This window comes from Piscinibacter sp. HJYY11 (assembly GCF_016735515.1).
In the GTDB taxonomy this organism is placed as follows: Bacteria; Pseudomonadota; Gammaproteobacteria; order Burkholderiales; family Burkholderiaceae_C; genus Rhizobacter.
In genome coordinates this window covers 3,289,022-3,306,630 of record NZ_JAERQZ010000001.1, presented here as the reverse complement: position 1 = coordinate 3,306,630, position 17,609 = coordinate 3,289,022, and the positions used below count along the sequence as shown (strand labels likewise).

The following is a 17,609-nucleotide window of genomic DNA, read 5'->3' as shown; positions in this document are numbered from 1 at the left end:
CGGCGCCTCAGGTCTTCTTCGGCGCCGGCCCGCACGAGCCGCGCGGGATGAAATCGCTCACCAGCGTCACGCTCTTGGGCGGCCCTTCTTCGCCGCGCATGCGCGCGAGCAGCAGCGCGGTCGCCTCGTCGGCGGCCCTCTCCAGGTCGACGCGCAGCGACGAGATCGCCGGCACGTGGCCGGCCGCGAAGTCGGGGTCGCCGAAGGACACCACCGACACGTCGTCCGGGATGCGCAGGCGCTGCGCACCAATCGCGTTGAGCGTGTCGTTGAGGATGCTTGTGCCCATCACCAGCAGCGCGGTCGGCCGGTCGGTGCGGCGCAACAGCATGCTCACCGCCTCGAAGGCCGAGCTGGTGGCCGAGGGCATGTGCACGATGAACTCTTCGTTCACCTCCAGCTTCGCCAGCTTGTGGCCCGCGCGGTAGCCCTCGGTGCGCCGGCGGATCGGCCGGTTGGGCGATTGCGACAGCACCATCGCGATGCGCTTGTGGCCGAGGCCGGCCAGGTACTGCACGAGGTTCTTGACGCCCGGCACGTGCTCGAACAGCACGCTGTCGGTGGGCGAGTCCATGTCGCGGTCGAGGATGACGGTGGGCACGGGCAGCGAGCGCACGGCTGCGAGCACCTCGCGGTCGCGCTCGTTGCCGGGCGCGATGAGCAGGCCATCCATGCCGCGGCTCACGAAAGTGGAGAGGATCTCGATCTCGCGCTCGGCCTGGTTGAGGCTGTTGGCCAGCAGCATCATGTAGCCGTGCGGGTGCAGGCGTTCCTCGAGTGCGCGGTAAAGCTTGGCATAGAGCGGGTTGGCCACGTCGGTCAGCAGGCAGCCCACCGTGCGCGAGCTGCGCAGGCGCAGCGACTGCGCCGCGTGGTTGGGCCGGTAGCCGAGCTGGGCGATGGCTCGCTCCACCTTCTCGCGCGTGGCCTCGCTCACGTTGGCCACCTTGTTGATGACCCGCGAGGCACTGCCGAGCGACACGCCCGCCAGTTCGGCCACGTCGCGAATGCTGAGGGTCTTGGGTTTGGAGGCGCGTGGCATCGGAGGGCCCGTGGAAGTGAAGCGCGAGAATTGTAGGGACGCCCATGCCGCGCAAACCCCGCACCTCCACGCCGCGCTCGCACCACTACCACGTGTACGTCGTCGAGCTCGACGACCGCGTGTGGAACCACGCCCGCTTCCGCGCCGCCAACCCCGACTACCAGCTCGGCAAGCCCTTCGTCTACGTCGGCATGACGGGCCTCGACCCCGACGTCCGCTTCGACAAGCACAAGGCCGGCATCCAGGCCAACCGCTACGTGCAGGAGCACGGAGTGCGGCTGCTGCCGCAGGTGTACGAGGTCTACAACCCGATGCCCTATGAGGGGGCGAAGGAGATGGAGGTGGAGCTGGCGATCGGGTTGCGGGAGAAGGGCTGGGGGGTCTGGCAGGCCTAGCCGCCGCGCGGGCTGAAGGTGCGCGGGAAGAAGACGGCCTTCTCGCGGTCCTTCAGGCGATAGCCCATCGGCGGCCGGTTGGAGTCACTCTCCACCACGCCCACTTCTTCCAGAAAGTCGGCCGACAGCATGCGGGTGCGGAAGCCGCTCTTGTCCACAGGCCGACCGAGCACGATCTCGTACATGCGCTGCAGCTGCGGCAGCGTGAAGGGCTCGGGCAGAAGGAAGGCGGGGAGCGAGGTGTATTCGACCTTGCTGCGCAGGCGATCGACGGCAGCGCGCAGCAGATCGCTGTGGTCAAAGGCCAGCCTGGACTTGCGGCTCAGCGTCTCGACGTCGAACCAGGCCACGTCGGCCGCGTTGGCACCCTTGCTGAGCGCGACCCCCTGCGAGGGAATCAGCGCAAAGTACACATGCGTCGCTGACCACCCGCGGGGGTCCCGCGTCGCGCTGCCCCAGCTGCCCAGTTGCTCCAGGTACGGGCTTGCGACACCGGTCTTCTCGGTCAGCTTGCGCCTTGCGCAGGCTTCCAGGTCCTCGTCGCGCGCAATGTCGACAAAGCCGCCGGGCAAGGCCCATGCCCCCGGGCACGGCTCGCGGCTGTCATCGGGTCGTTTGACCAGCAACACCTTGAGGCGTTCGTCCAGCACCGTGAAGATGACCACGTCCACCGTGGTAAACGGCAGGGGGAAATCGAGCGACGCGTGTTTCTTGGAGGCCACGGGGCAAGGACCGGCTTGACAGGACGGCGCAGTGTAGGTTGTACTGTGCACCTTAAGCAAGGTGTCTTGAACAACTTATGAATTCCTCATTCGCCTCTTCCCTCACGGCGTGGCAGAAAAACCTGCCTTCGATCGATGGACGAAGTGCGGCGGCAACTGAACTCTCTTCACCATGACAACCGACCGCAGTCTCACGTCGCTCAGCAAATATCTCAGCCTCGTGCTTCGCCACGAGCCCGAACGCATCGGCATCACGCTCGACGACGCGGGCTGGACCGATGTCGACGCATTGCTGGCCCAGTGCACCGCAGCCGGCCGGCCGCTGGACCGCAGCACACTGCAGCGCATCGTCGACAGCTCCGACAAGCAGCGTTTCGCCTTCAACGCCAACGCCACACGCATCCGCGCCAACCAGGGTCATTCGGTCACGGTGGACCTGGGGCTCGTGCCGGTCGAGCCACCCGCGATGCTGTACCACGGCACGGCCGAACACGCGCTGCCGTCGATCCTCGTGTCAGGGTTGAATCGGGGTGTGCGTCACCACGTTCACCTCAGCGAAAGCTTCGGCACGGCCACCGCAGTGGGCCGCCGCAACGGTGCGCCGGTGTTGCTGCAGGTGGCGGCAGGGCGCATGCACGCGCAAGGCCACCAGTTCTATCGGTCCGACAACGGGGTGTGGTTGTGTGATGCGGTCCCACCAAGCTTCATCGAGGTGCTGCGATGAACCGTGAAATCCGTGCCGCACTCGGTCAGCAGACCGTCCGCATCCTCGAAGAGGGTGGCTATCGGCTCGCCGGCGGCAGGACCGTGGAGCTGCGTGCCACCATCGACGCTTGCGTCGCGGCGACACGCTTCTGGTCACCGGACACGCTGTCCGCGCTTGAACCACAGGTCCTCGCGCAGCCCGCCGGCGCACCGGCCCGCTTGGAGGTCGTCTCAGAGACCACACTTGAAGGGGCGCGCCGCCTGCTTGCGACGCACGGCGGTCGTGTGGCGGTGCTCAACTTCGCGTCGGCACGCAACCCAGGCGGCGGCTTTCTCGGCGGCAGCCAAGCTCAGGAGGAGTCGTTGGCGCGCAGCTCTGCCCTCTATGCCTCGCTGACCTCCACGACCGCGCAGCCGTACTACGCGCACCATCGAGGCGAGCGCTCAGCGCTGTACTCCGATCGCATGATCCTGTCGCCTGAATGCCCGGTGTTCCGGTGCGACGATGGCGAGTTGCTCGACGAACCTTATTGCGTGGACGTGATCACCGCCGCCGCGCCCAACGCCGGCGCACTCAAGGCGCATCTGAGTCCAGACATCGAGCGGGTGCCCGAGGTCCTGGCCGCGCGCGCGTCCAAGGTGCTGGCATTGGCCACACACACCGGTTGCAAGCATCTCGTGCTCGGCGCATGGGGTTGCGGCGTCTTCGCGAACGACCCGGGGATGGTGGCGCAGGTCTTCGCCACCTTGCTGGCCGACGGCCAAGCCTATCGAGGCCGTTTCACCACCATCAGCTTCTCGGTGCGAGACGGCGCGGCGGGGCAGCCAGTACTGAGAGCGTTTCGCGACGCGCTCGCGGCTGGGTAACACCGCATTTCACACGTCCTCGGTCAGGTCGAGAAAGTGGTCCAGCATGTGGAAGTGATCGTCATGAAAGCGATCCTCCATCGTGACCAGCCGCGCGATCGGCGTCCACTCGACCGACTGCGCGTCGTCGTCGGCCTGCACCTCGGGCAGCTCGCGCTCGCCGAGGTCGAAGTAGTGGGCGTGCGTGATGACCCGGCCGCGCTGGCTGCGGTCGGGGTGGTCGAAGACGGCGACGTCGACGAGGCTTGAGCGCATCGTGAGGTCGAGCAGCGTGAGGTGGGTTTCCTCCTTCAACTCGCGCAGGCAGGACTGGTAGACGGTCTCGCGTTGCTCGATGAATCCGCCCGGCACGGCGTACAGGCCCTTGCCCGGCGCCTTGCCGCGCTGGATGAGCAGCACGTGGCCGGCGCAGCGCACCACCGCGTCGACCGTCACGAAGACGGGCGGGTACGGCGAGCCGGCCCACTTGGCCTTCTCCTCGCGCAGCAGGCGCCACTCCTCACGCAAGGCTTCGAAGTGCGGCAGGCGCACCCACGCGCGCAGGAAGTCGAGCGTGCTGGGCGGCGCCTGGCCGACGAGCGCGGCCAGGGTCGCGTCGATGTTGTGGGCGCCCGCCGCATAGAGCGCATCGCGCAGGCCGGTGCCATCGGCGCCGGGCACGCGCTCGACCGAGATCACGGTCCAGCCCTGGAAGCTGCGCAGGTACTCGCTGGTCGCGTCCTTGTAGTGGCCGACAAGGGCGACGCTCGTGCCCTCCCCGCACAGGTCGGCCACACCCCGCTGCACCGCCTGCACCCAGCGCGCTTCGTCGTAGTGGTCGCGCATGGGCAGGAACTTCACGCGCTCGCGCTCCTCGGGCGTGAGCGCGAGCCGCACGACCTCGGCACGCTCCTGCCAGGTCAACGGGTTCTTGGGGGTGCGCGCCTGCCAGGCCGAGCCGATCACGAGCACCACCGTGGGCGCGATCTCGAGCGCATGCTTGAGCAATGCGAGGTGTCCGAGGTGGAAGGGCTGGAAGCGGCCGACGTAGACCGCGACATCGGGTGTCATGACAGCCCCTCGTCCGATGGGTACTTCGGCCGATCCCCCAAGGGGATGCGGGCCGGCTTGGGAGCGGCCCAGCGCTCGGCCCGCGGCTTCGACGACAGTCTCTTCATTGAAATCCCCTCACACGTGTTTGGCCGCGATCGGCATCTGCCGCCCGGTGCCGAAGGCGCGTGCGCGCACGCGGATGATGGGCGGCGACTGGCGGCGCTTGTACTCGTTGCGCGCGATCATCGTGCGCACCTTCTGCACCAGCGCCGCACCGTCGGGCTTCGCCGTGAGCTTGTCGACGAAGCCCGTGGCCTGCGCGAACTCCCAGGCCGCGAGGCGCGGGCCTTCGATCAGCACCTTGAGCACTTCGTCGAGCACCTCGTAGGGCGGCAGGCTGTCGGTGTCTTTCTGGCCCGGGGCCAGCTCGGCCGAGGGCGGCTTGTCGATGATGGCGTTGGGGATGAGCTCCCGGCCGGCCGCTTCGTTGACGTGGCGCGAGAGCGCGAACACCTCCGTCTTGTAGAGGTCGCCCAGGAGGCCCAGGCCTCCGTTGGTGTCGCCGTACAGCGTGCAGTAGCCGACCGAGATCTCCGACTTGTTGCCCGTGGTCAGCAGCAGGTGGCCGAAACGGTTGCTGTACTCCATCAGGATGGTGCCGCGGATGCGCGCCTGCAGGTTCTCCAGCGGCAGGCCGACCAGCGGTGTGCCGAAGCTGGCCTCGAACTGCTTCGCGTAGCCATCGACCAGCTCCTTGATCGGGTGCGTGTGCAGCGCAATGCCGAGGTTGCGGCACAACGCCACCGAGTCGTCGACCGAACCGGAAGACGAGAACTTCGATGGCATCGTCACCCCGACCACGTTGTCCGGCCCGAGCGCTTCTGCCGCCAGCGCCAGCGTCAGCGCACTGTCGATGCCGCCCGACGAGCCCACCACCACCTGGCTGAAGCCGCAGCGCCGCGCGTAGTCGCGCAGGCCGAGCACGATCTGCGCGCGGTAGAAGGCCATGGTCGAGAGACCTTTCGGGTCGACCGGCGGCAGCGCCTCGCCGGCCCGGTTGAGGAAGTGCCCGTTGTCGAAGCGCAGCACGCGCACGTCTTCCACGAAACGCTGCGCCTCGTAGACCACGCCGCGCTCCGGCTCCACCGCGAAGGAGGCGCCGTCGAACACCACCTGGTCCTGCCCGCCGACCTGGTTGACGTAGAGGATGGGCAGGCCGTGGCGCTGGCTCGCGTCGCCGAACACCTGGTGCCGCTGCTCGCGCTTGCCGATGTTGGAGGGGCTCGCGTTGATGCTCACCACGAGATCGGGCGCCGCATCGCGCATGCGCTGGAAGGGGTTGACGGTGTAGTCGAGGCCTTCGTCGTTCCAGCCGTCCTCGCAGATCATCACGCCGACCTGCGTGTGGCCGATGCGCAGCACGCGCGCCACGTCGGGGCCGGGCTCGAAGTGACGGTGCTCGTCGAAGATGTTGTAGGTGGGCAGCAGCTGCTTGGCGTATTGCAGCACCACCTCGCCGGCGTGGATGACGAGCAGCATGTTGTGCAGCCGCTTGCCGGGGCCGGCGCGCGGCACTGGCGCGCCCAGCACCCAGTGCAGGTTGCGCAGCTGGCGCGAGGCGCTCTTCATGCTCTCGATGCCGGCGGCCACACGGTCCATGAAGTGCAGCTCGTCGAGCAGGTCACCGGGGTAGTAGCCGGTGAGCGAGAGTTCGGAGAACACGATCAGCTCGGCGCCCTCGAGCGCGGCCTGCTGGGCGGCCGCGATCATCTTCTGCGCGTTGCCTTCGATGTCACCGACGAAGTAGTTGAGCTGGGCGACGGTGATGTTGAGCATCAGGCCCTCTCTTTCATGGGTTGTCCTTCACGTTGAACACCTGGCGCAGATACGCCAGGAAGGTGTGGTCCTCGCACAGGGTCTTGCCCGGCGAGTCGGACAGTTTCGCCACCGGCTGGCCGTTGCAGTGGGTCAGCTTCATCACGATGTTGAGCGGGGTGAGGCCCACGTCGTTGCTGAGCGAGGTGCCGATGCCGAAGCCGGTCTGCGTGCGGTCGGCGAAATGGCGGTAGAGCTGGAAGGCGGTGGGCAAGTCCAGCCCGTCGCTGAAGACGAGGCGCTTGGTGCGCGCGTCGATGCGCAGCTTCGCGTAGTGCGCCAGCGCCTTTTCGCCCCACACCACAGGGTCGCCCGAGTCGTGGCGCAAACCGTCGAAGAGCTTGGCGAAGTAGAGGTCGAAGTCCGCGAGGAAGGCGTCCATGCCGACCACGTCGGTGAGCGCCACGCCGAGGTCGCCACGGTATTCCTGCACCCAGTCTTCGAGCGCGGCCTTTTGGAAGTCGCGCAGGCGCACGCCGAAGGCCTGGTAGGCCTGCAGGTACTCGTGCGCCATGGTCCCGATGGGCACGAGGCCGAGCGTGCGGGCGAGGTGCACGTTGGAGCTGCCCTTGAAGAACTGGGGCACGTTTTCCTTCAAGGTCGAGACGACTTCTTCCTGCCAGGCCCCGCTGAAACGCCGCCGCACGCCGAAGTCGAAGAACTCGAAGGGGTGGGCCCGCGCGGGCTCGGCCTCGAAGGCGCGCAGCTGCGCGAGTTTGGCCTGCAAGCGGCGACGGCCCTCCGCGAGCGCCGGTTCCTGCTCGAAGCGGCGGAAGTAGAGCTCGTTGACGATGGCGAGCACGTAGATCTCGAAGCCCATCACGTGCACCTGCGGCCCCCGGGCCACGATCTCCAGCACCGGCCCGTTGGCACGCGCCTCGATGAAACGGCGCTGGAAGCGGAAGATGCGCAGGAAGTCGACGAAGTCGCTCTTGATGAAGCGCAGGCCGCCCAGGTAGGCGAGCTCCTCCTCGCGGAACGACAGGCTGCACAGGTGGTCGAGCTGCGCGTTCACCTCGGGCAGCAGCTCGGCCAGCGGGTACGCCGGGGTGTTGCGGCACACGAAGCGGTACTCGGCCTGGGCCTGCGGATGACCATGCAGCAAGGTTTGCCACATCGTGAACTTGTAGAGGTCGGTCTCGAGCAGGTGCTGGATGACGGGGGTCATGTTGAAACCTTCTTCAGCGTGAGGTCGCAAGCAGCTCGGGCAGCAGGTCGGCGGTGGTGGCCAGCTGGACGCCACGCCCGCTCATGTCGGCGAGGAAGGCCTCGTGCTGCGCCTGGAAGCCGCCCACCGGGCTCATGCAATCGGTGAGGAGCACGATGCGTTCCGGCCTTCCCCCGGGCAGGTGGTCGACGATGTCTTCGGTCGTCGCCTTCACGCAGTGGCTGCTGGCCTCGCCGGCGATGACGAGCAGGTCGGCGGTGTCGAGGGCGGCGAGCAGCGTGCGGTTGAGCAGCGTCTCGGGGTCGTCGGCATCGGGCACTTCCGCCTGCAGCGCGCTGTAGTGCTCGGTGAAGGTGTTGCCGCCCTTCATCACCTTGCGCACCACCTTGAGCTGCTGGGTCTCCCAGACGTTGTAGGCGTTGCGCACGTCGGGGTGCACGTTGTGGCCCCAGCTGCCCACCTCGCAGTGCACCGGCCACACCATCAGCGTGTAGCGGCCGCGGGCGTCGAGCGCGTCGAGGTAGGCCAGCGCGCGGGGCAGCATGGCCGGGTCGCGCGGCACGAACTCGCCGGCGCGCACCTGCTCGGCCTTGATGGCGGTGAACGGCGCCACCGCGCTGCCATCGCCCTTCTGCCAGAAGGTGGGGTGCGCGATGTGCAGGCGGTTGTGCGAGTCGAGCGTGATGGCGACGTCGCTCCACACCGCGCTCGTCTGGCGGATGAACGCCGCGAGGCGCTGCATGTCGGCGTGCGCGCCGGCCACCGGCAGGGTGGGCGCCACGCGGTGGCCGGTCAGGGCGTCGGCAGGGCGGTAGGACTCGGGCAGGTCGCAGAAGTCGTTCTGCGGATCGATGACGAGGAGCTGGACTCGGCGGCTCATGGTGTTTCTCCTTTGACGTGAGTTCAGCATATCGCAATAAGTTGGTCTGTGCAACTTGTTGCGTTCGTTTCATGCGTTTCCATGGGCGGACCCTCCTTCGGCCGCCTGCCAGCAATGTCATGGACGAGGCCGTATATTCCTGCCCCACCCCGAATCCACCCCGGAGAAAGCCCATGAGCACACGCGGCAGCATGATCCAGATGACCATGAGCGACGGCGCCACCATCGGCGTGTACCACGTGGAGCCCAAGGGCCAGCGCCGCGGCGGGCTGGTGCTGATCCAGGAGATCTTCGGCGTCACCGAGCACATCAAGGAACAGGCCGACCGCTTTGCCGACCAGGGCTTCGAGGTGCTCGCCCCCGCCATCTACGACCGCGAGGCGCCGGGCTTCCAGGCGAGCTATTCCGATGAAGACCGCGCCAAGGCCATCAAGGTGGCACGCGAGCTGCACCCGTTCAGGCTGAGCGTGGACGACACGCAGACCTGCATCGATGCGCTCGGTCAGCGCGGCAAGGTCTTCATCACCGGCTACTGCTACGGCGGCTCGGTGACCTGGGCCGCAGCCTGCCGCTGCACCGGCCTCGCCGCCGCCTCGGGCTACTACGGCAGCCTGGTGCCGCAGTTCGCCAACGAACAACCCAAGTGCCCGACCATCCTGCATTTCGGCAAGCACGATGCGAGCATTCCGCTCGACAGCGTGCAGAAGGTGATCGACGCACACGCCGAGGTGCCGGTCTACCTCTACGACGCCGGCCACGGCTTCCAGTCCGACCGCCGCAAGGACTATGAGCCGGAAAGCGCCCGCCTTGCCTTCGAGCGCACGCTGGCCCTCTTCCAGTCGGTGACCTGAGGACGATGACGATGGCTTTCGCTGACAACCTGAAGAACCTGCCCCCCGTCACCCACCTCGCCGGGCTGCAACTGCTCGATGACAGCGGCACGGTCAGCGCCACGCTCGAAAACAAGCCCGGCTCCGCCGGCTCGGTCGCCGTGTACCACGCACTGGCGCAGCGCTTCGGCGCGATCACCGTCGAAGCGGCGCACGAGGGCCTGTCGCTCTATGCCGAGCACACCGCCGACGCGCGGGCCCACCCCGGCAAGCACCCCAACATCGACCGATTGCTGCAGCTGGTCGAGCGCGGCGGGCGCCTTTCGGTCAAGCTGCTGCCAGCGGCCTGACCTAACACAGCTTCGATCAACCCGCTGGACGGCGCCCAACGCCAAGCTCTGATACCTTCCGCTCCCCAAGAGGATCGAGGAGACGCGCATGAGCGACTTGCAAGACCGCCTGCGTGCACTGCCCCACGGTGTGCTGATGGGCATTCGCCGCGGCATCGAAAAAGAAAGCCTGCGCGCCGGCCCAGACGCGTCGCTCGCGCTCACGCCGCACCCCGCAGCCCTTGGCTCGGCCCTCACCCACCCGCACATCACCACCGACTTCAGCGAGTCGCAGCTCGAGCTCGTGACCGGCGCACACGCCAGCATCGAGGCCTGCCTGGGCGAGCTCACGCAGATCCACCAGGCCGTCTACCGCGTGATGCAGGCCGCGGGTGACGAGCTGATGTGGGTGTCGAGCATGCCTTGCGAGCTGCCGGCCGACGAGACCATCCCGATCGGGCGCTATGGCAACTCCAACGTGGGCCGCGCCAAGAGCGTCTACCGCATGGGCCTGGGCCACCGCTACGGCCGGCGCATGCAGACCATCTCCGGCATCCACTACAACTGGTCGCTGCCGGGCGTGTCGGACGAGGGTTACTTCTCGCTGATCCGCAACTTCCGCCGGCACTCGTTCCTGCTGCTCTACCTCTTCGGTGCCTCGCCGGCGGTCGGTGCCAGCTTCGTCGAAGGCCGAGCGCACGAGCTGCAGCCGCTCGCCGAACGCACGCTCTACATGCCGCACGGCACTTCGCTGCGCATGGGCCGGCTGGGCTACCAGAGCGATGCGCAGGCCAGCCTCAAGGTCAGCTACAACAGCCTCGCGAGCTACGGCGCCTCGTTGCAGGAGGCGCTCACCCGCCCCTACCCCGCCTACGCCGCCATCGGCGTGCAGAACCCCGGCGGCGAGTACAACCAGCTCGCCACCAGCCTGCTGCAGATCGAGAACGAGTTCTACGGGACCATCCGCCCCAAGCGCGTGATCTTCCCCGGCGAGCGCCCACTGCACGCGCTGCGCGAGCGCGGTGTCGAATACGTCGAAGTGCGGCTGATGGACCTCAACCCCTTCGTGCCCATCGGCATCACCGCCGAGACGGTGCGCTTCCTCGACATCTTCCTGCTGCACTGCCTGCTGAGCGCGAGCCCGCCCGACACGCCCGACGAGATCGCGGCGCTCGGCCGCAACCAGCACCGCACCGCCGCGCGCGGCCGCGAGCCCGGCCTCAAGCTGGAGCGTGGCACCCAGGAGGTGACGCTGGTCGACTGGGGCCTGCAGATCGTCGACGAATGCAGGCCCATCGCCGCCGCGCTCGACGCCGCCCACGGTGGCGAGCTGCACCAGGCCGCGCTCATCGCCGCGCGCGAGCTGCTGGCCGATGCCAGCCTCACGCCCTCGGCGCGGGTGCTCAACGCGATGGCCCAGGACTTCCAGCACAGCTTCTCCGCCTTCACGCTGGCGCAGAGCCGCCAGACGCAGGCCGCCCTGCTCGCCCTGCCCCACACGGCGGAGCAGGACGCGCATCACGCGCAACTGGCCCAGGCTTCCGTGGAAGACCAGAAGAAGGTCGAGGCCGGCGACAGCCTGCCCTTCGAGGTCTACCGCCAGCAGTACCTCTCGCCGCAGCGGCTGGGCCTCTGAATGCCGCCCGGCGTCAGTCCTCGGGCGGCAGCACGCTGAGCTTCGGCTGGACCTGCGACTGCAGCAGGCGCTGCGCAAGCGAGGCCGCCTCGGCCTCACGCCGGTGGCGTCGTGCACGCCGCAGCGAGATCGCGTCGGCACACGCCTTGAGCGTGCGGATCTCCACCGCCGACCAGCGGCGCTTGGCGCCCCGCTCGGCACAGGCCAGCAGCGCGGTCGTGTTGCCGTTGGCACCGATGGTGGCGTAGAGCACCGAGCGCAGGTCGAGCGGCGCGAGGAAGCTCTCGCGCAGGCCGCCGAGGCGCTCGTCGGCCAGTGCGTCGTCGCTCGCGAACACGCCCTGCCGCGTGAGCTCTTCCACGTAGGGCCAGATGTCGGGGTGGCTCGCCAGCTCCGAGCCGAGCAGCACCCGCCCGGCCGGCCCGTCGTAGCCGATCTGGTGGCGCAGGAAGGGGCCGCTCTCGCGCGCCTCCAGCAGCCACACGCTCACCTGCGAACACCCGAGTTCGGCCTGGATGTGGCGGCACACCATCTCGGCGCTCTGCTCCAGGGTGTAAGCCTGGGTGTCGAGGCCGAGGGTCAGCTGGTCGAGCAGGGCTTGGAATCTTTTCATGGCCAAGGCAGCAGGTCGCGGCCTTAGGGTAGCCGGTGCGTGCAACAGATCAAGCCGGCATCCCCCTGAAAAGTCGTGCTTAGTCCGCACTCTTCGAGCCTTGACCGCACGTGCAGCCCGGTCCAATGGGAGGCATGTGGAAGCCCGCCCTCTTCGCCTGCGCCCTGGCCGCGTCGATCCCCGCCCGTGCCGACGGGGGCCTGACCGACCTCGAGCAGCGCTGGCTGCGCCTGGCCTCGCCGGTCATCGCCTACGCGCGCCAGCAGCGCCTCCCGCTCGACATCGTGGTGCAGCCGCAGCCCACACCGGGCCAAGCGCCGCTCGCCATGGCCTACGTCGACGAGCGCTGCAAGCTCGTGCTCTCGATGCGCGGCAACCCCGAGGCCGGGAGCACGCTCGCCGCCATTCCCGAGCCCTTGCTGACACCGGTGGTCGAGGCCATGGCCGCGCATGAACTCGGGCACTGCTGGCGCTACGTGCGCGGCGCGTGGCACACCGTGCCGGCCGGCTTCAGCGCCGGCCGCGAGGCCGAAGATGCCGCCTCGCGTGAATCCTCCGTGCGCGACGCCTGGCAGGCCATGCAGCAGACCCGCCGCGAAGAGGCCTATGCCGACCTCGTCGGCCTCGCCTGGACGCTGCGCAAGCACCCGCAGCACTACGCCGCGGTGCACGCCTGGCTCGTGGCCTTCCGCGACGACGGCGCGCCCCCGGGCAACCACCACGACACGCTGGCCTGGGTGCGCCTGGTGGCGAACCCGCTCGCCTTTGCGCCCGCCGCCACGCCGTTCGAGGCCGCCTGGCCGCCCTGGCAGGCCGGGCTGGCACAGGGCGGCGCAGCGCACACGCACCTGCACAAGTAGGCAATCGCCGACAGCCCCTCGCGCCGCCGTCCGGGTGACGCGCCATGCCCGCATGGGGACGATGCGACGGAAGCGGCCCGCCGGGCCGCACAGGAGCCTTCCATGGACAAGCAGTCGCACCCCCAGACGCTGGGCGTCTTTGCCCCCGTCGGCCACGTGATCGTCTCGTTCCCGACCCAGCAGGACATGGGCGCCGCCGCCGACGCGCTCCGCGAGGCCGGTTTCGCCGACGAGAACATCTCCCGCTACACCTCCGACCAGATGCGCGAGCAGGTCGACATCGACCTCGCCAAGGCCAGCCCGCTCGCCAACCTGGGCCAGGAGATCAACCTCGCCCGCGCCCACGGCGAGCTGGCCGACGAGGGCTACAGCTTCCTCGTCGTCAAGGCCAAGGAAGAAGCGCAATGGACGCAGGTGGCCGAGATCGCCCGCCGCTTCCACGCCGAGCGGGCACAGCGCTATGGCAACTTCATCATCGAGGAGCTGATCGAGCCGAGCGGCGAGGAGCAGCAGACCTTCGAGTCGCCCGCGCGCGGCCTCGATGCGCAGACCGTGTCGGGCAAAGAGGAAGACCGCCGGCGCTGAGCCCCTCTTGAGGCCCCTTTGGAGGGCCGACCCCTGACGCCATTCGACGCCGCCTGACGGCCTCCGATCCGCGCGGTGTGCGGAGCTGCACCGGCAAGGAACTTGCTAATTCCTTGCCGCGCAGTTCCCCATCGCCGTCTTCTGATTGGAGCCCTCATGCAAACAGGTCACCTCAAACCGACGTTGAACGCTTGGCATCTGTGGGGGCTGGCCGTTGGGCTGGTGATCTCGGGCGAGTACTTCGGCTGGAGCTACGGCTGGGCCAGCGCCGGCACGCTTGGCTTCATGATCACGGCCCTCGTCGTCGCGGCGATGTACACCACCTTCATCTTCAGCTTCACCGAGCTGACGACGGCGATCCCCAATGCCGGTGGGCCCTTCGCCTACGCGTCGCGTGCCTTCGGGCCGGTCGGGGGCTTCATCGCCGGCTTCGCCACCCTGATCGAATTCGTGTTCGCACCGCCGGCCATCGCAATGGCCATCGGCTCCTACCTGGGCGTGCAATTTCCCGGGGTCGACCAGAAGCTCATGGCCACCGGCGCCTATGTGATCTTCATGGCGCTCAACATCGTCGGCGTCAGGACGGCCGCGACCTTCGAGCTGATCATCACCGCGCTCGCCATCTTCGAGTTGCTGGTGTTCATGGGGGGGGTGGCGCCCGCGTTTTCGGTGGCCAACTTCGTGGCCCACGGCTGGGCGGGGCAAGACACCTTCAGCGTCGTGGCCATCTCGGGCATGTTTGCGGCCATCCCGTTTGCGATCTGGTTCTTCCTGGCGATCGAAGGCGTGGCCATGGCCGCCGAAGAAGCCAAGGACCCGAAGCGCACCATTCCAGTGGCCTACATCGCCGGCATCATCACCCTGGTGGTGCTGGCCATCGGCGTGATGGTGTTCGCGGGCGGCGTGGGCGATTGGCGCAAGCTGTCCAACATCAACGACCCCTTGCCGCAGGCCATGAAGACCGTGGTGGGCGAGAACAGCAACTGGCTGCACATGCTGGTGTGGATCGGCCTCTTCGGGCTGGTGGCCTCGTTCCACGGGATCATCCTCGGCTACTCGCGGCAGATCTTCGCGCTCGGACGCGCCGGTTACCTGCCGAGCTATTTCGCAGCCATCCACCCGCGCTTCGGCACGCCGCACCGCGCGGTGCTGGCCGGCGGCGTGATCGGCATCGCCGCGATCTTCAGCGACCAGCTCTTCTCCTTCGGCGGGCAGACCTTGACGGCCAACATCGTCACGATGTCGGTGTTCGGTGCGATCGTGATGTACATCATGTCGATGCTCAGCCTCTTCGCGCTGCGCAAGAAGGAGCCCGATCTGGCGCGGCCCTTCCCGGCCATCGGCTACCCGGTGTTCCCGGCCATTGCGCTCTCGCTGGCGGTGCTGTGCCTGGCCGCGATGGTCTACTACAACACCCTGCTGGCGGGCGTGTTTGCCGGGACCATGCTCCTCGCGTATGTTGTGTTCATGCTGGGGGGCCACAAGCGCCGCGAAGCGGCCGCCCCGGTCATGCCGAACGCGGGCTGAGCCCGCGTCGCGGCCCAGCCGCCGCGCATCCGACGCCACCCACACATGCCCTACCAGCACCGCATCGGCACCCAGACCTGGCAGTTCGCCGACCTGAAGGCGGTGATGGCCAAGGCCACGCCGCTGCGCTCGGGTGACCAGCTCGCCGGCGTGGCGGCCACCAGCTACGCCGAACGCATGGGCGCGCGCATGTGCCTGGCCGAGCTGCCGCTGCAGCGCTTTCTCGATGAGGCGCTCGTGCCCTACGAGAGCGACGAGGTCACGCGCCTCATCATCGACACGCACGACAAGGCGGCCTTCGCCGAGATCGCACACCTCACCGTCGGGGGCTTCCGCGACTGGCTGCTGTCGGACGCGGCCGACAGCGCGGCACTCGCCCGTGTGCACACCGGGATCACGCCCGAGATGGCCGCGGCGGTCAGCAAGCTGATGCGCCATCAGGATTTGATCCTCGTCGCGCGCAAGTGCCGTGTCGTCACCCGCTTTCGCAACACCATCGGCCTGCCCGGCCACCTGGCGGTGCGCCTGCAGCCCAACCACCCGACCGATGACCCCCGCGGCATCGCGGTGTCCACGCTCGACGGCCTGCTCTATGGCGCGGGCGACGCGGTGATCGGCATCAACCCGGCGAGCGACAACGTGCCGGCGATCGTCTCGCTGCTGCAGCGGCTCGACGAACTGATCACGCGCTTTCAGATCCCCACCCAGTCCTGCGTGCTGACGCACGTGACCAACACCGTGCAGGCGATCGAGCACGGCGCGCCCGTGGACCTGGTGTTCCAGTCTATTGCCGGCACGCAGCAGGCCAATGCCTCGTTCGGCATCGACCTGGCGCTCCTGAAGGAAGCCCGCGAGGCTGCGCTGTCGCTCAAGCGCGCCACGGTCGGCGACCCGGCGAGCGCCAACGTCATGTACTTCGAGACGGGCCAGGGCTCGGCGCTCAGCGCCAACGCGCACCACGGTGTGGACCAGCAGACCTGCGAGGCCCGCGCCTATGCGGTGGCGCGCGCGTATTCGCCGCTGCTCGTCAACACCGTCGTCGGCTTCATCGGGCCGGAGTACCTCTACGACGGCAAGCAGATCATCCGCGCCGGCCTGGAAGACCACTTCTGCGGCAAGCTGCTCGGCCTGCCGATCGGCTGCGACGTCTGCTACACCAACCATGCCGAAGCCGATGGCGACGACATGGATGCGCTGATGACCCTGCTCGCCAATGCGGGCCTGAGCTTCCTGATGGGCGTGCCGGGCGCCGACGACGTGATGCTCAACTACCAGAGCACCTCCTTCCACGACGCCCTCTACCTGCGCGAGCTGCTGGGCCTGAAGCGTGCGCCGGAGTTCGAGACTTGGCTGCAGCGCATGGGCATCACCGATGCGGCCGGGCATGTGCTGCCGGTGCCGGCGAAACATCCGCTGATCGAGGCGGCAGCATGAGCCATGACGGCGCGGTGACGCCAGACCCGTGGCAGGCCCTGAAGGCCCACACCCCGGCGCGCGTGGCCCTCGGCCGCACGGGGGTGAGCGTGCCCACGCAGGAGCTGCTGCGCTTCGGCGCGGCGCATGCGATGGCGCGCGATGCGGTGCACCTGCCGCTCAATGCGGCCGGCTTGTGCAAGCGACTTCAAACCGATGGCTGGCCGACACTGCGCGTGCACAGCGCGGCCCCCGACCGTGCCACCTACCTGCTGCGCCCCGACCTCGGCCGCCGCCTGGACGACGCCTCGCAGCACACCTTGCAACAGCAGACCGACGCGACCGGCTGCGACCTGCTGCTGGTGGCGGGTGACGGCCTCTCGTCGCTCGCCCTCGAGCGGCACGCGCTGCCACTGCTCACCGAAGTGCGCCGACGAGCCCCTGCCGGTTGGCGCCTGGGGCCCGTGGTCGTCGCCGAGCAGGCGCGTGTCGCGCTCGGCGACCCGATCGGTGAAGCCCTTTGCACCCAGCTTGTGGCGGTGCTGATCGGCGAACGCCCTGGCCTCAGCTCGCCCGACAGCCTGGGCGTCTACCTCACCTGGGCGCCGCGCACCGGCCGGCACGACGCCGAACGCAACTGCATCTCCAACATCCGGCCCGAGGGCCTGCCGTATGCGCAGGCGGCGCACACGCTGTGGTGGCTGGCGCAGGAAGCGCGCCGCCGACAGCTCACCGGCGTGCAGCTGAAAGACGAGAGCGGCGCACCGGCGCTGAGCGCCGAGCCCACGGCACCGCGCCTGTAGGCGAGGTCCGACCACGAACCGCGCCTCTCTCTCGCAGCCGACTCGAGACGATCGGCGTAGCCTTGTCTCACGGTGAAGCATGTGCATCACATGCTTCGTATGGCAACCACCGACTGAAGGAGTTCATATGAACCGAGACCAAGTGAAGGGCGCCATGAAGGACGCCGCCGGCAAGGTGCAACGCAAGACCGGCGAAGTGATCGGCAGCCCCAAGCACGAAGAGCGTGGCGCGGCCAAGCAGGTCGAAGGCAAGGCGCAGAAGAGCGTGGGCAACGCGCGTGAAGCGCTGAAGGGCTCGCGGCATCGTGTCTGATGTCTCGACAGCAC

Annotated in this window: 19 protein-coding genes; 12 read left to right on the top strand and 7 right to left on the bottom strand. The window is 68.3% G+C overall.

What is annotated here, in order from left to right:
• Nucleotides 1-7: 7 nt before the first annotated feature.
• Entirely contained in the window at nucleotides 8-1,042 is a 1,035-nt protein-coding gene (locus JI745_RS15310) for a LacI family DNA-binding transcriptional regulator (protein ID WP_201808466.1), read from the bottom strand.
• 44 nt (nucleotides 1,043-1,086) lie between these two features.
• Between JI745_RS15310 and JI745_RS15305 the strand changes: the two genes are divergently transcribed.
• Nucleotides 1,087-1,437, top strand: a complete 351-nt coding sequence (locus JI745_RS15305) for a hypothetical protein (protein WP_201808464.1) — start codon at nucleotides 1,087-1,089, stop codon at nucleotides 1,435-1,437.
• On the opposite strand, the gene JI745_RS15300 is transcribed toward JI745_RS15305, so the two are convergent.
• Entirely contained in the window at nucleotides 1,434-2,159 is a 726-nt protein-coding gene (locus JI745_RS15300; RefSeq protein ID WP_201808462.1) for an NrtR DNA-binding winged helix domain-containing protein, read from the bottom strand. The two genes, JI745_RS15305 and JI745_RS15300, sit on opposite strands and share 4 nt — an antisense overlap.
• A gap of 172 nt (nucleotides 2,160-2,331) precedes the next feature.
• On the opposite strand from JI745_RS15300, the gene JI745_RS15295 reads away from it, so the two are divergent.
• Together JI745_RS15295 and JI745_RS15290 are read left to right on the top strand one after the other, a co-directional pair.
• Complete coding sequence (locus JI745_RS15295) at nucleotides 2,332-2,883, top strand: RNA 2'-phosphotransferase (protein ID WP_201808460.1); 552 nt, start codon at nucleotides 2,332-2,334, stop codon at nucleotides 2,881-2,883.
• Nucleotides 2,880-3,731, top strand: a complete 852-nt coding sequence (locus JI745_RS15290; RefSeq protein WP_201808457.1) for a TIGR02452 family protein — start codon at nucleotides 2,880-2,882, stop codon at nucleotides 3,729-3,731. Before JI745_RS15295 ends, JI745_RS15290 begins: the two co-directional genes overlap by 4 nt.
• A gap of 9 nt (nucleotides 3,732-3,740) precedes the next feature.
• Here the strand turns inward: JI745_RS15290 and JI745_RS15285 are convergent, their stop codons facing one another.
• From JI745_RS15285 to JI745_RS15270, 4 genes are all read right to left on the bottom strand, one after another.
• On the bottom strand, nucleotides 3,741-4,781 hold the full coding sequence (locus JI745_RS15285) for a bifunctional nicotinamide-nucleotide adenylyltransferase/Nudix hydroxylase (RefSeq protein ID WP_201808455.1): 1,041 nt from the start codon (nucleotides 4,779-4,781) through the stop codon (nucleotides 3,741-3,743).
• 117 nt (nucleotides 4,782-4,898) lie between these two features.
• Complete coding sequence (locus tag JI745_RS15280; protein ID WP_201808454.1) at nucleotides 4,899-6,599, bottom strand: NAD+ synthase; 1,701 nt, start codon at nucleotides 6,597-6,599, stop codon at nucleotides 4,899-4,901.
• 13 nt (nucleotides 6,600-6,612) lie between these two features.
• A complete protein-coding gene (pncB, locus tag JI745_RS15275; protein WP_201808452.1) occupies nucleotides 6,613-7,806 on the bottom strand; it encodes a nicotinate phosphoribosyltransferase in 1,194 nt (397 codons plus the stop codon).
• A 13-nt stretch (nucleotides 7,807-7,819) separates the two neighbouring features.
• Entirely contained in the window at nucleotides 7,820-8,686 is an 867-nt protein-coding gene (locus JI745_RS15270; RefSeq protein WP_201808450.1) for an isochorismatase family protein, read from the bottom strand.
• Nucleotides 8,687-8,859: 173 nt separating this feature from the next.
• On the opposite strand from JI745_RS15270, the gene JI745_RS15265 reads away from it, so the two are divergent.
• From JI745_RS15265 to gshA, 3 genes are all read left to right on the top strand, one after another.
• Nucleotides 8,860-9,537: a dienelactone hydrolase family protein gene (locus JI745_RS15265; RefSeq protein ID WP_201808448.1), complete on the top strand. Its 678-nt coding sequence runs from the start codon at nucleotides 8,860-8,862 to the stop codon at nucleotides 9,535-9,537.
• Between the two features lie 11 nt (nucleotides 9,538-9,548).
• Nucleotides 9,549-9,866: a DUF2322 family protein gene (locus tag JI745_RS15260; RefSeq protein ID WP_201808446.1), complete on the top strand. Its 318-nt coding sequence runs from the start codon at nucleotides 9,549-9,551 to the stop codon at nucleotides 9,864-9,866.
• Nucleotides 9,867-9,954: 88 nt separating this feature from the next.
• A complete protein-coding gene (gene gshA, locus JI745_RS15255; protein WP_201808444.1) occupies nucleotides 9,955-11,481 on the top strand; it encodes a glutamate--cysteine ligase in 1,527 nt (508 codons plus the stop codon).
• A gap of 13 nt (nucleotides 11,482-11,494) precedes the next feature.
• Here gshA and JI745_RS15250 read toward each other — a convergent pair whose 3' ends face one another.
• Nucleotides 11,495-12,094, bottom strand: coding sequence for a GAF domain-containing protein (locus JI745_RS15250; RefSeq protein WP_201808436.1), 600 nt, complete (start codon nucleotides 12,092-12,094; stop codon nucleotides 11,495-11,497).
• Nucleotides 12,095-12,228: 134 nt separating this feature from the next.
• On the opposite strand from JI745_RS15250, the gene JI745_RS15245 reads away from it, so the two are divergent.
• The 6 genes from JI745_RS15245 to JI745_RS15220 all read left to right on the top strand — a co-directional run bounded on the left by JI745_RS15245 (nucleotide 12,229) and on the right by JI745_RS15220 (nucleotide 17,595).
• Entirely contained in the window at nucleotides 12,229-12,954 is a 726-nt protein-coding gene (locus JI745_RS15245) for a hypothetical protein (RefSeq protein WP_201808434.1), read from the top strand.
• Nucleotides 12,955-13,056: 102 nt separating this feature from the next.
• Entirely contained in the window at nucleotides 13,057-13,539 is a 483-nt protein-coding gene (locus JI745_RS15240; RefSeq protein ID WP_201808432.1) for a hypothetical protein, read from the top strand.
• Between the two features lie 156 nt (nucleotides 13,540-13,695).
• Complete coding sequence (gene eat / locus JI745_RS15235) at nucleotides 13,696-15,066, top strand: ethanolamine permease (RefSeq protein ID WP_201808430.1); 1,371 nt, start codon at nucleotides 13,696-13,698, stop codon at nucleotides 15,064-15,066.
• A 45-nt stretch (nucleotides 15,067-15,111) separates the two neighbouring features.
• Nucleotides 15,112-16,500 carry an ethanolamine ammonia-lyase subunit EutB gene (locus JI745_RS15230; RefSeq protein ID WP_201808428.1) on the top strand — a complete coding sequence of 463 codons (1,389 nt, stop codon included), beginning with the start codon at nucleotides 15,112-15,114 and terminating at the stop codon, nucleotides 16,498-16,500.
• A complete protein-coding gene (eutC, locus tag JI745_RS15225; RefSeq protein ID WP_201808426.1) occupies nucleotides 16,497-17,282 on the top strand; it encodes an ethanolamine ammonia-lyase subunit EutC in 786 nt (261 codons plus the stop codon). Before JI745_RS15230 ends, eutC begins: the two co-directional genes overlap by 4 nt.
• A gap of 127 nt (nucleotides 17,283-17,409) precedes the next feature.
• Nucleotides 17,410-17,595, top strand: a complete 186-nt coding sequence (locus JI745_RS15220; RefSeq protein ID WP_201808424.1) for a CsbD family protein — start codon at nucleotides 17,410-17,412, stop codon at nucleotides 17,593-17,595.
• Nucleotides 17,596-17,609 lie beyond the last annotated feature (14 nt).

Bases quoted from the DNA above. Each gene is read 5' to 3' on its own strand.
- JI745_RS15310 (WP_201808466.1), bottom strand. From the start codon at position 1,042: ATGCCACGCGCCTCCAAACCCAAGACCCTCAGCATTCGCGACGTGGCC.
- JI745_RS15305 (WP_201808464.1), top strand. From the start codon at position 1,087: ATGCCGCGCAAACCCCGCACCTCCACGCCGCGCTCGCACCACTACCAC.
- JI745_RS15295 (WP_201808460.1), top strand. From the start codon at position 2,332: ATGACAACCGACCGCAGTCTCACGTCGCTCAGCAAATATCTCAGCCTC.
- JI745_RS15290 (WP_201808457.1), top strand. From the start codon at position 2,880: ATGAACCGTGAAATCCGTGCCGCACTCGGTCAGCAGACCGTCCGCATC.
- JI745_RS15285 (WP_201808455.1), bottom strand. From the start codon at position 4,781: ATGACACCCGATGTCGCGGTCTACGTCGGCCGCTTCCAGCCCTTCCAC.
- JI745_RS15280 (WP_201808454.1), bottom strand. From the start codon at position 6,599: ATGCTCAACATCACCGTCGCCCAGCTCAACTACTTCGTCGGTGACATC.
- pncB (WP_201808452.1), bottom strand. From the start codon at position 7,806: ATGACCCCCGTCATCCAGCACCTGCTCGAGACCGACCTCTACAAGTTC.
- JI745_RS15270 (WP_201808450.1), bottom strand. From the start codon at position 8,686: ATGAGCCGCCGAGTCCAGCTCCTCGTCATCGATCCGCAGAACGACTTC.
- JI745_RS15265 (WP_201808448.1), top strand. From the start codon at position 8,860: ATGAGCACACGCGGCAGCATGATCCAGATGACCATGAGCGACGGCGCC.
- JI745_RS15260 (WP_201808446.1), top strand. From the start codon at position 9,549: ATGGCTTTCGCTGACAACCTGAAGAACCTGCCCCCCGTCACCCACCTC.
- gshA (WP_201808444.1), top strand. From the start codon at position 9,955: ATGAGCGACTTGCAAGACCGCCTGCGTGCACTGCCCCACGGTGTGCTG.
- JI745_RS15250 (WP_201808436.1), bottom strand. From the start codon at position 12,094: ATGAAAAGATTCCAAGCCCTGCTCGACCAGCTGACCCTCGGCCTCGAC.
- JI745_RS15245 (WP_201808434.1), top strand. From the start codon at position 12,229: ATGTGGAAGCCCGCCCTCTTCGCCTGCGCCCTGGCCGCGTCGATCCCC.
- JI745_RS15240 (WP_201808432.1), top strand. From the start codon at position 13,057: ATGGACAAGCAGTCGCACCCCCAGACGCTGGGCGTCTTTGCCCCCGTC.
- eat (WP_201808430.1), top strand. From the start codon at position 13,696: ATGCAAACAGGTCACCTCAAACCGACGTTGAACGCTTGGCATCTGTGG.
- JI745_RS15230 (WP_201808428.1), top strand. From the start codon at position 15,112: ATGCCCTACCAGCACCGCATCGGCACCCAGACCTGGCAGTTCGCCGAC.
- eutC (WP_201808426.1), top strand. From the start codon at position 16,497: ATGAGCCATGACGGCGCGGTGACGCCAGACCCGTGGCAGGCCCTGAAG.
- JI745_RS15220 (WP_201808424.1), top strand. From the start codon at position 17,410: ATGAACCGAGACCAAGTGAAGGGCGCCATGAAGGACGCCGCCGGCAAG.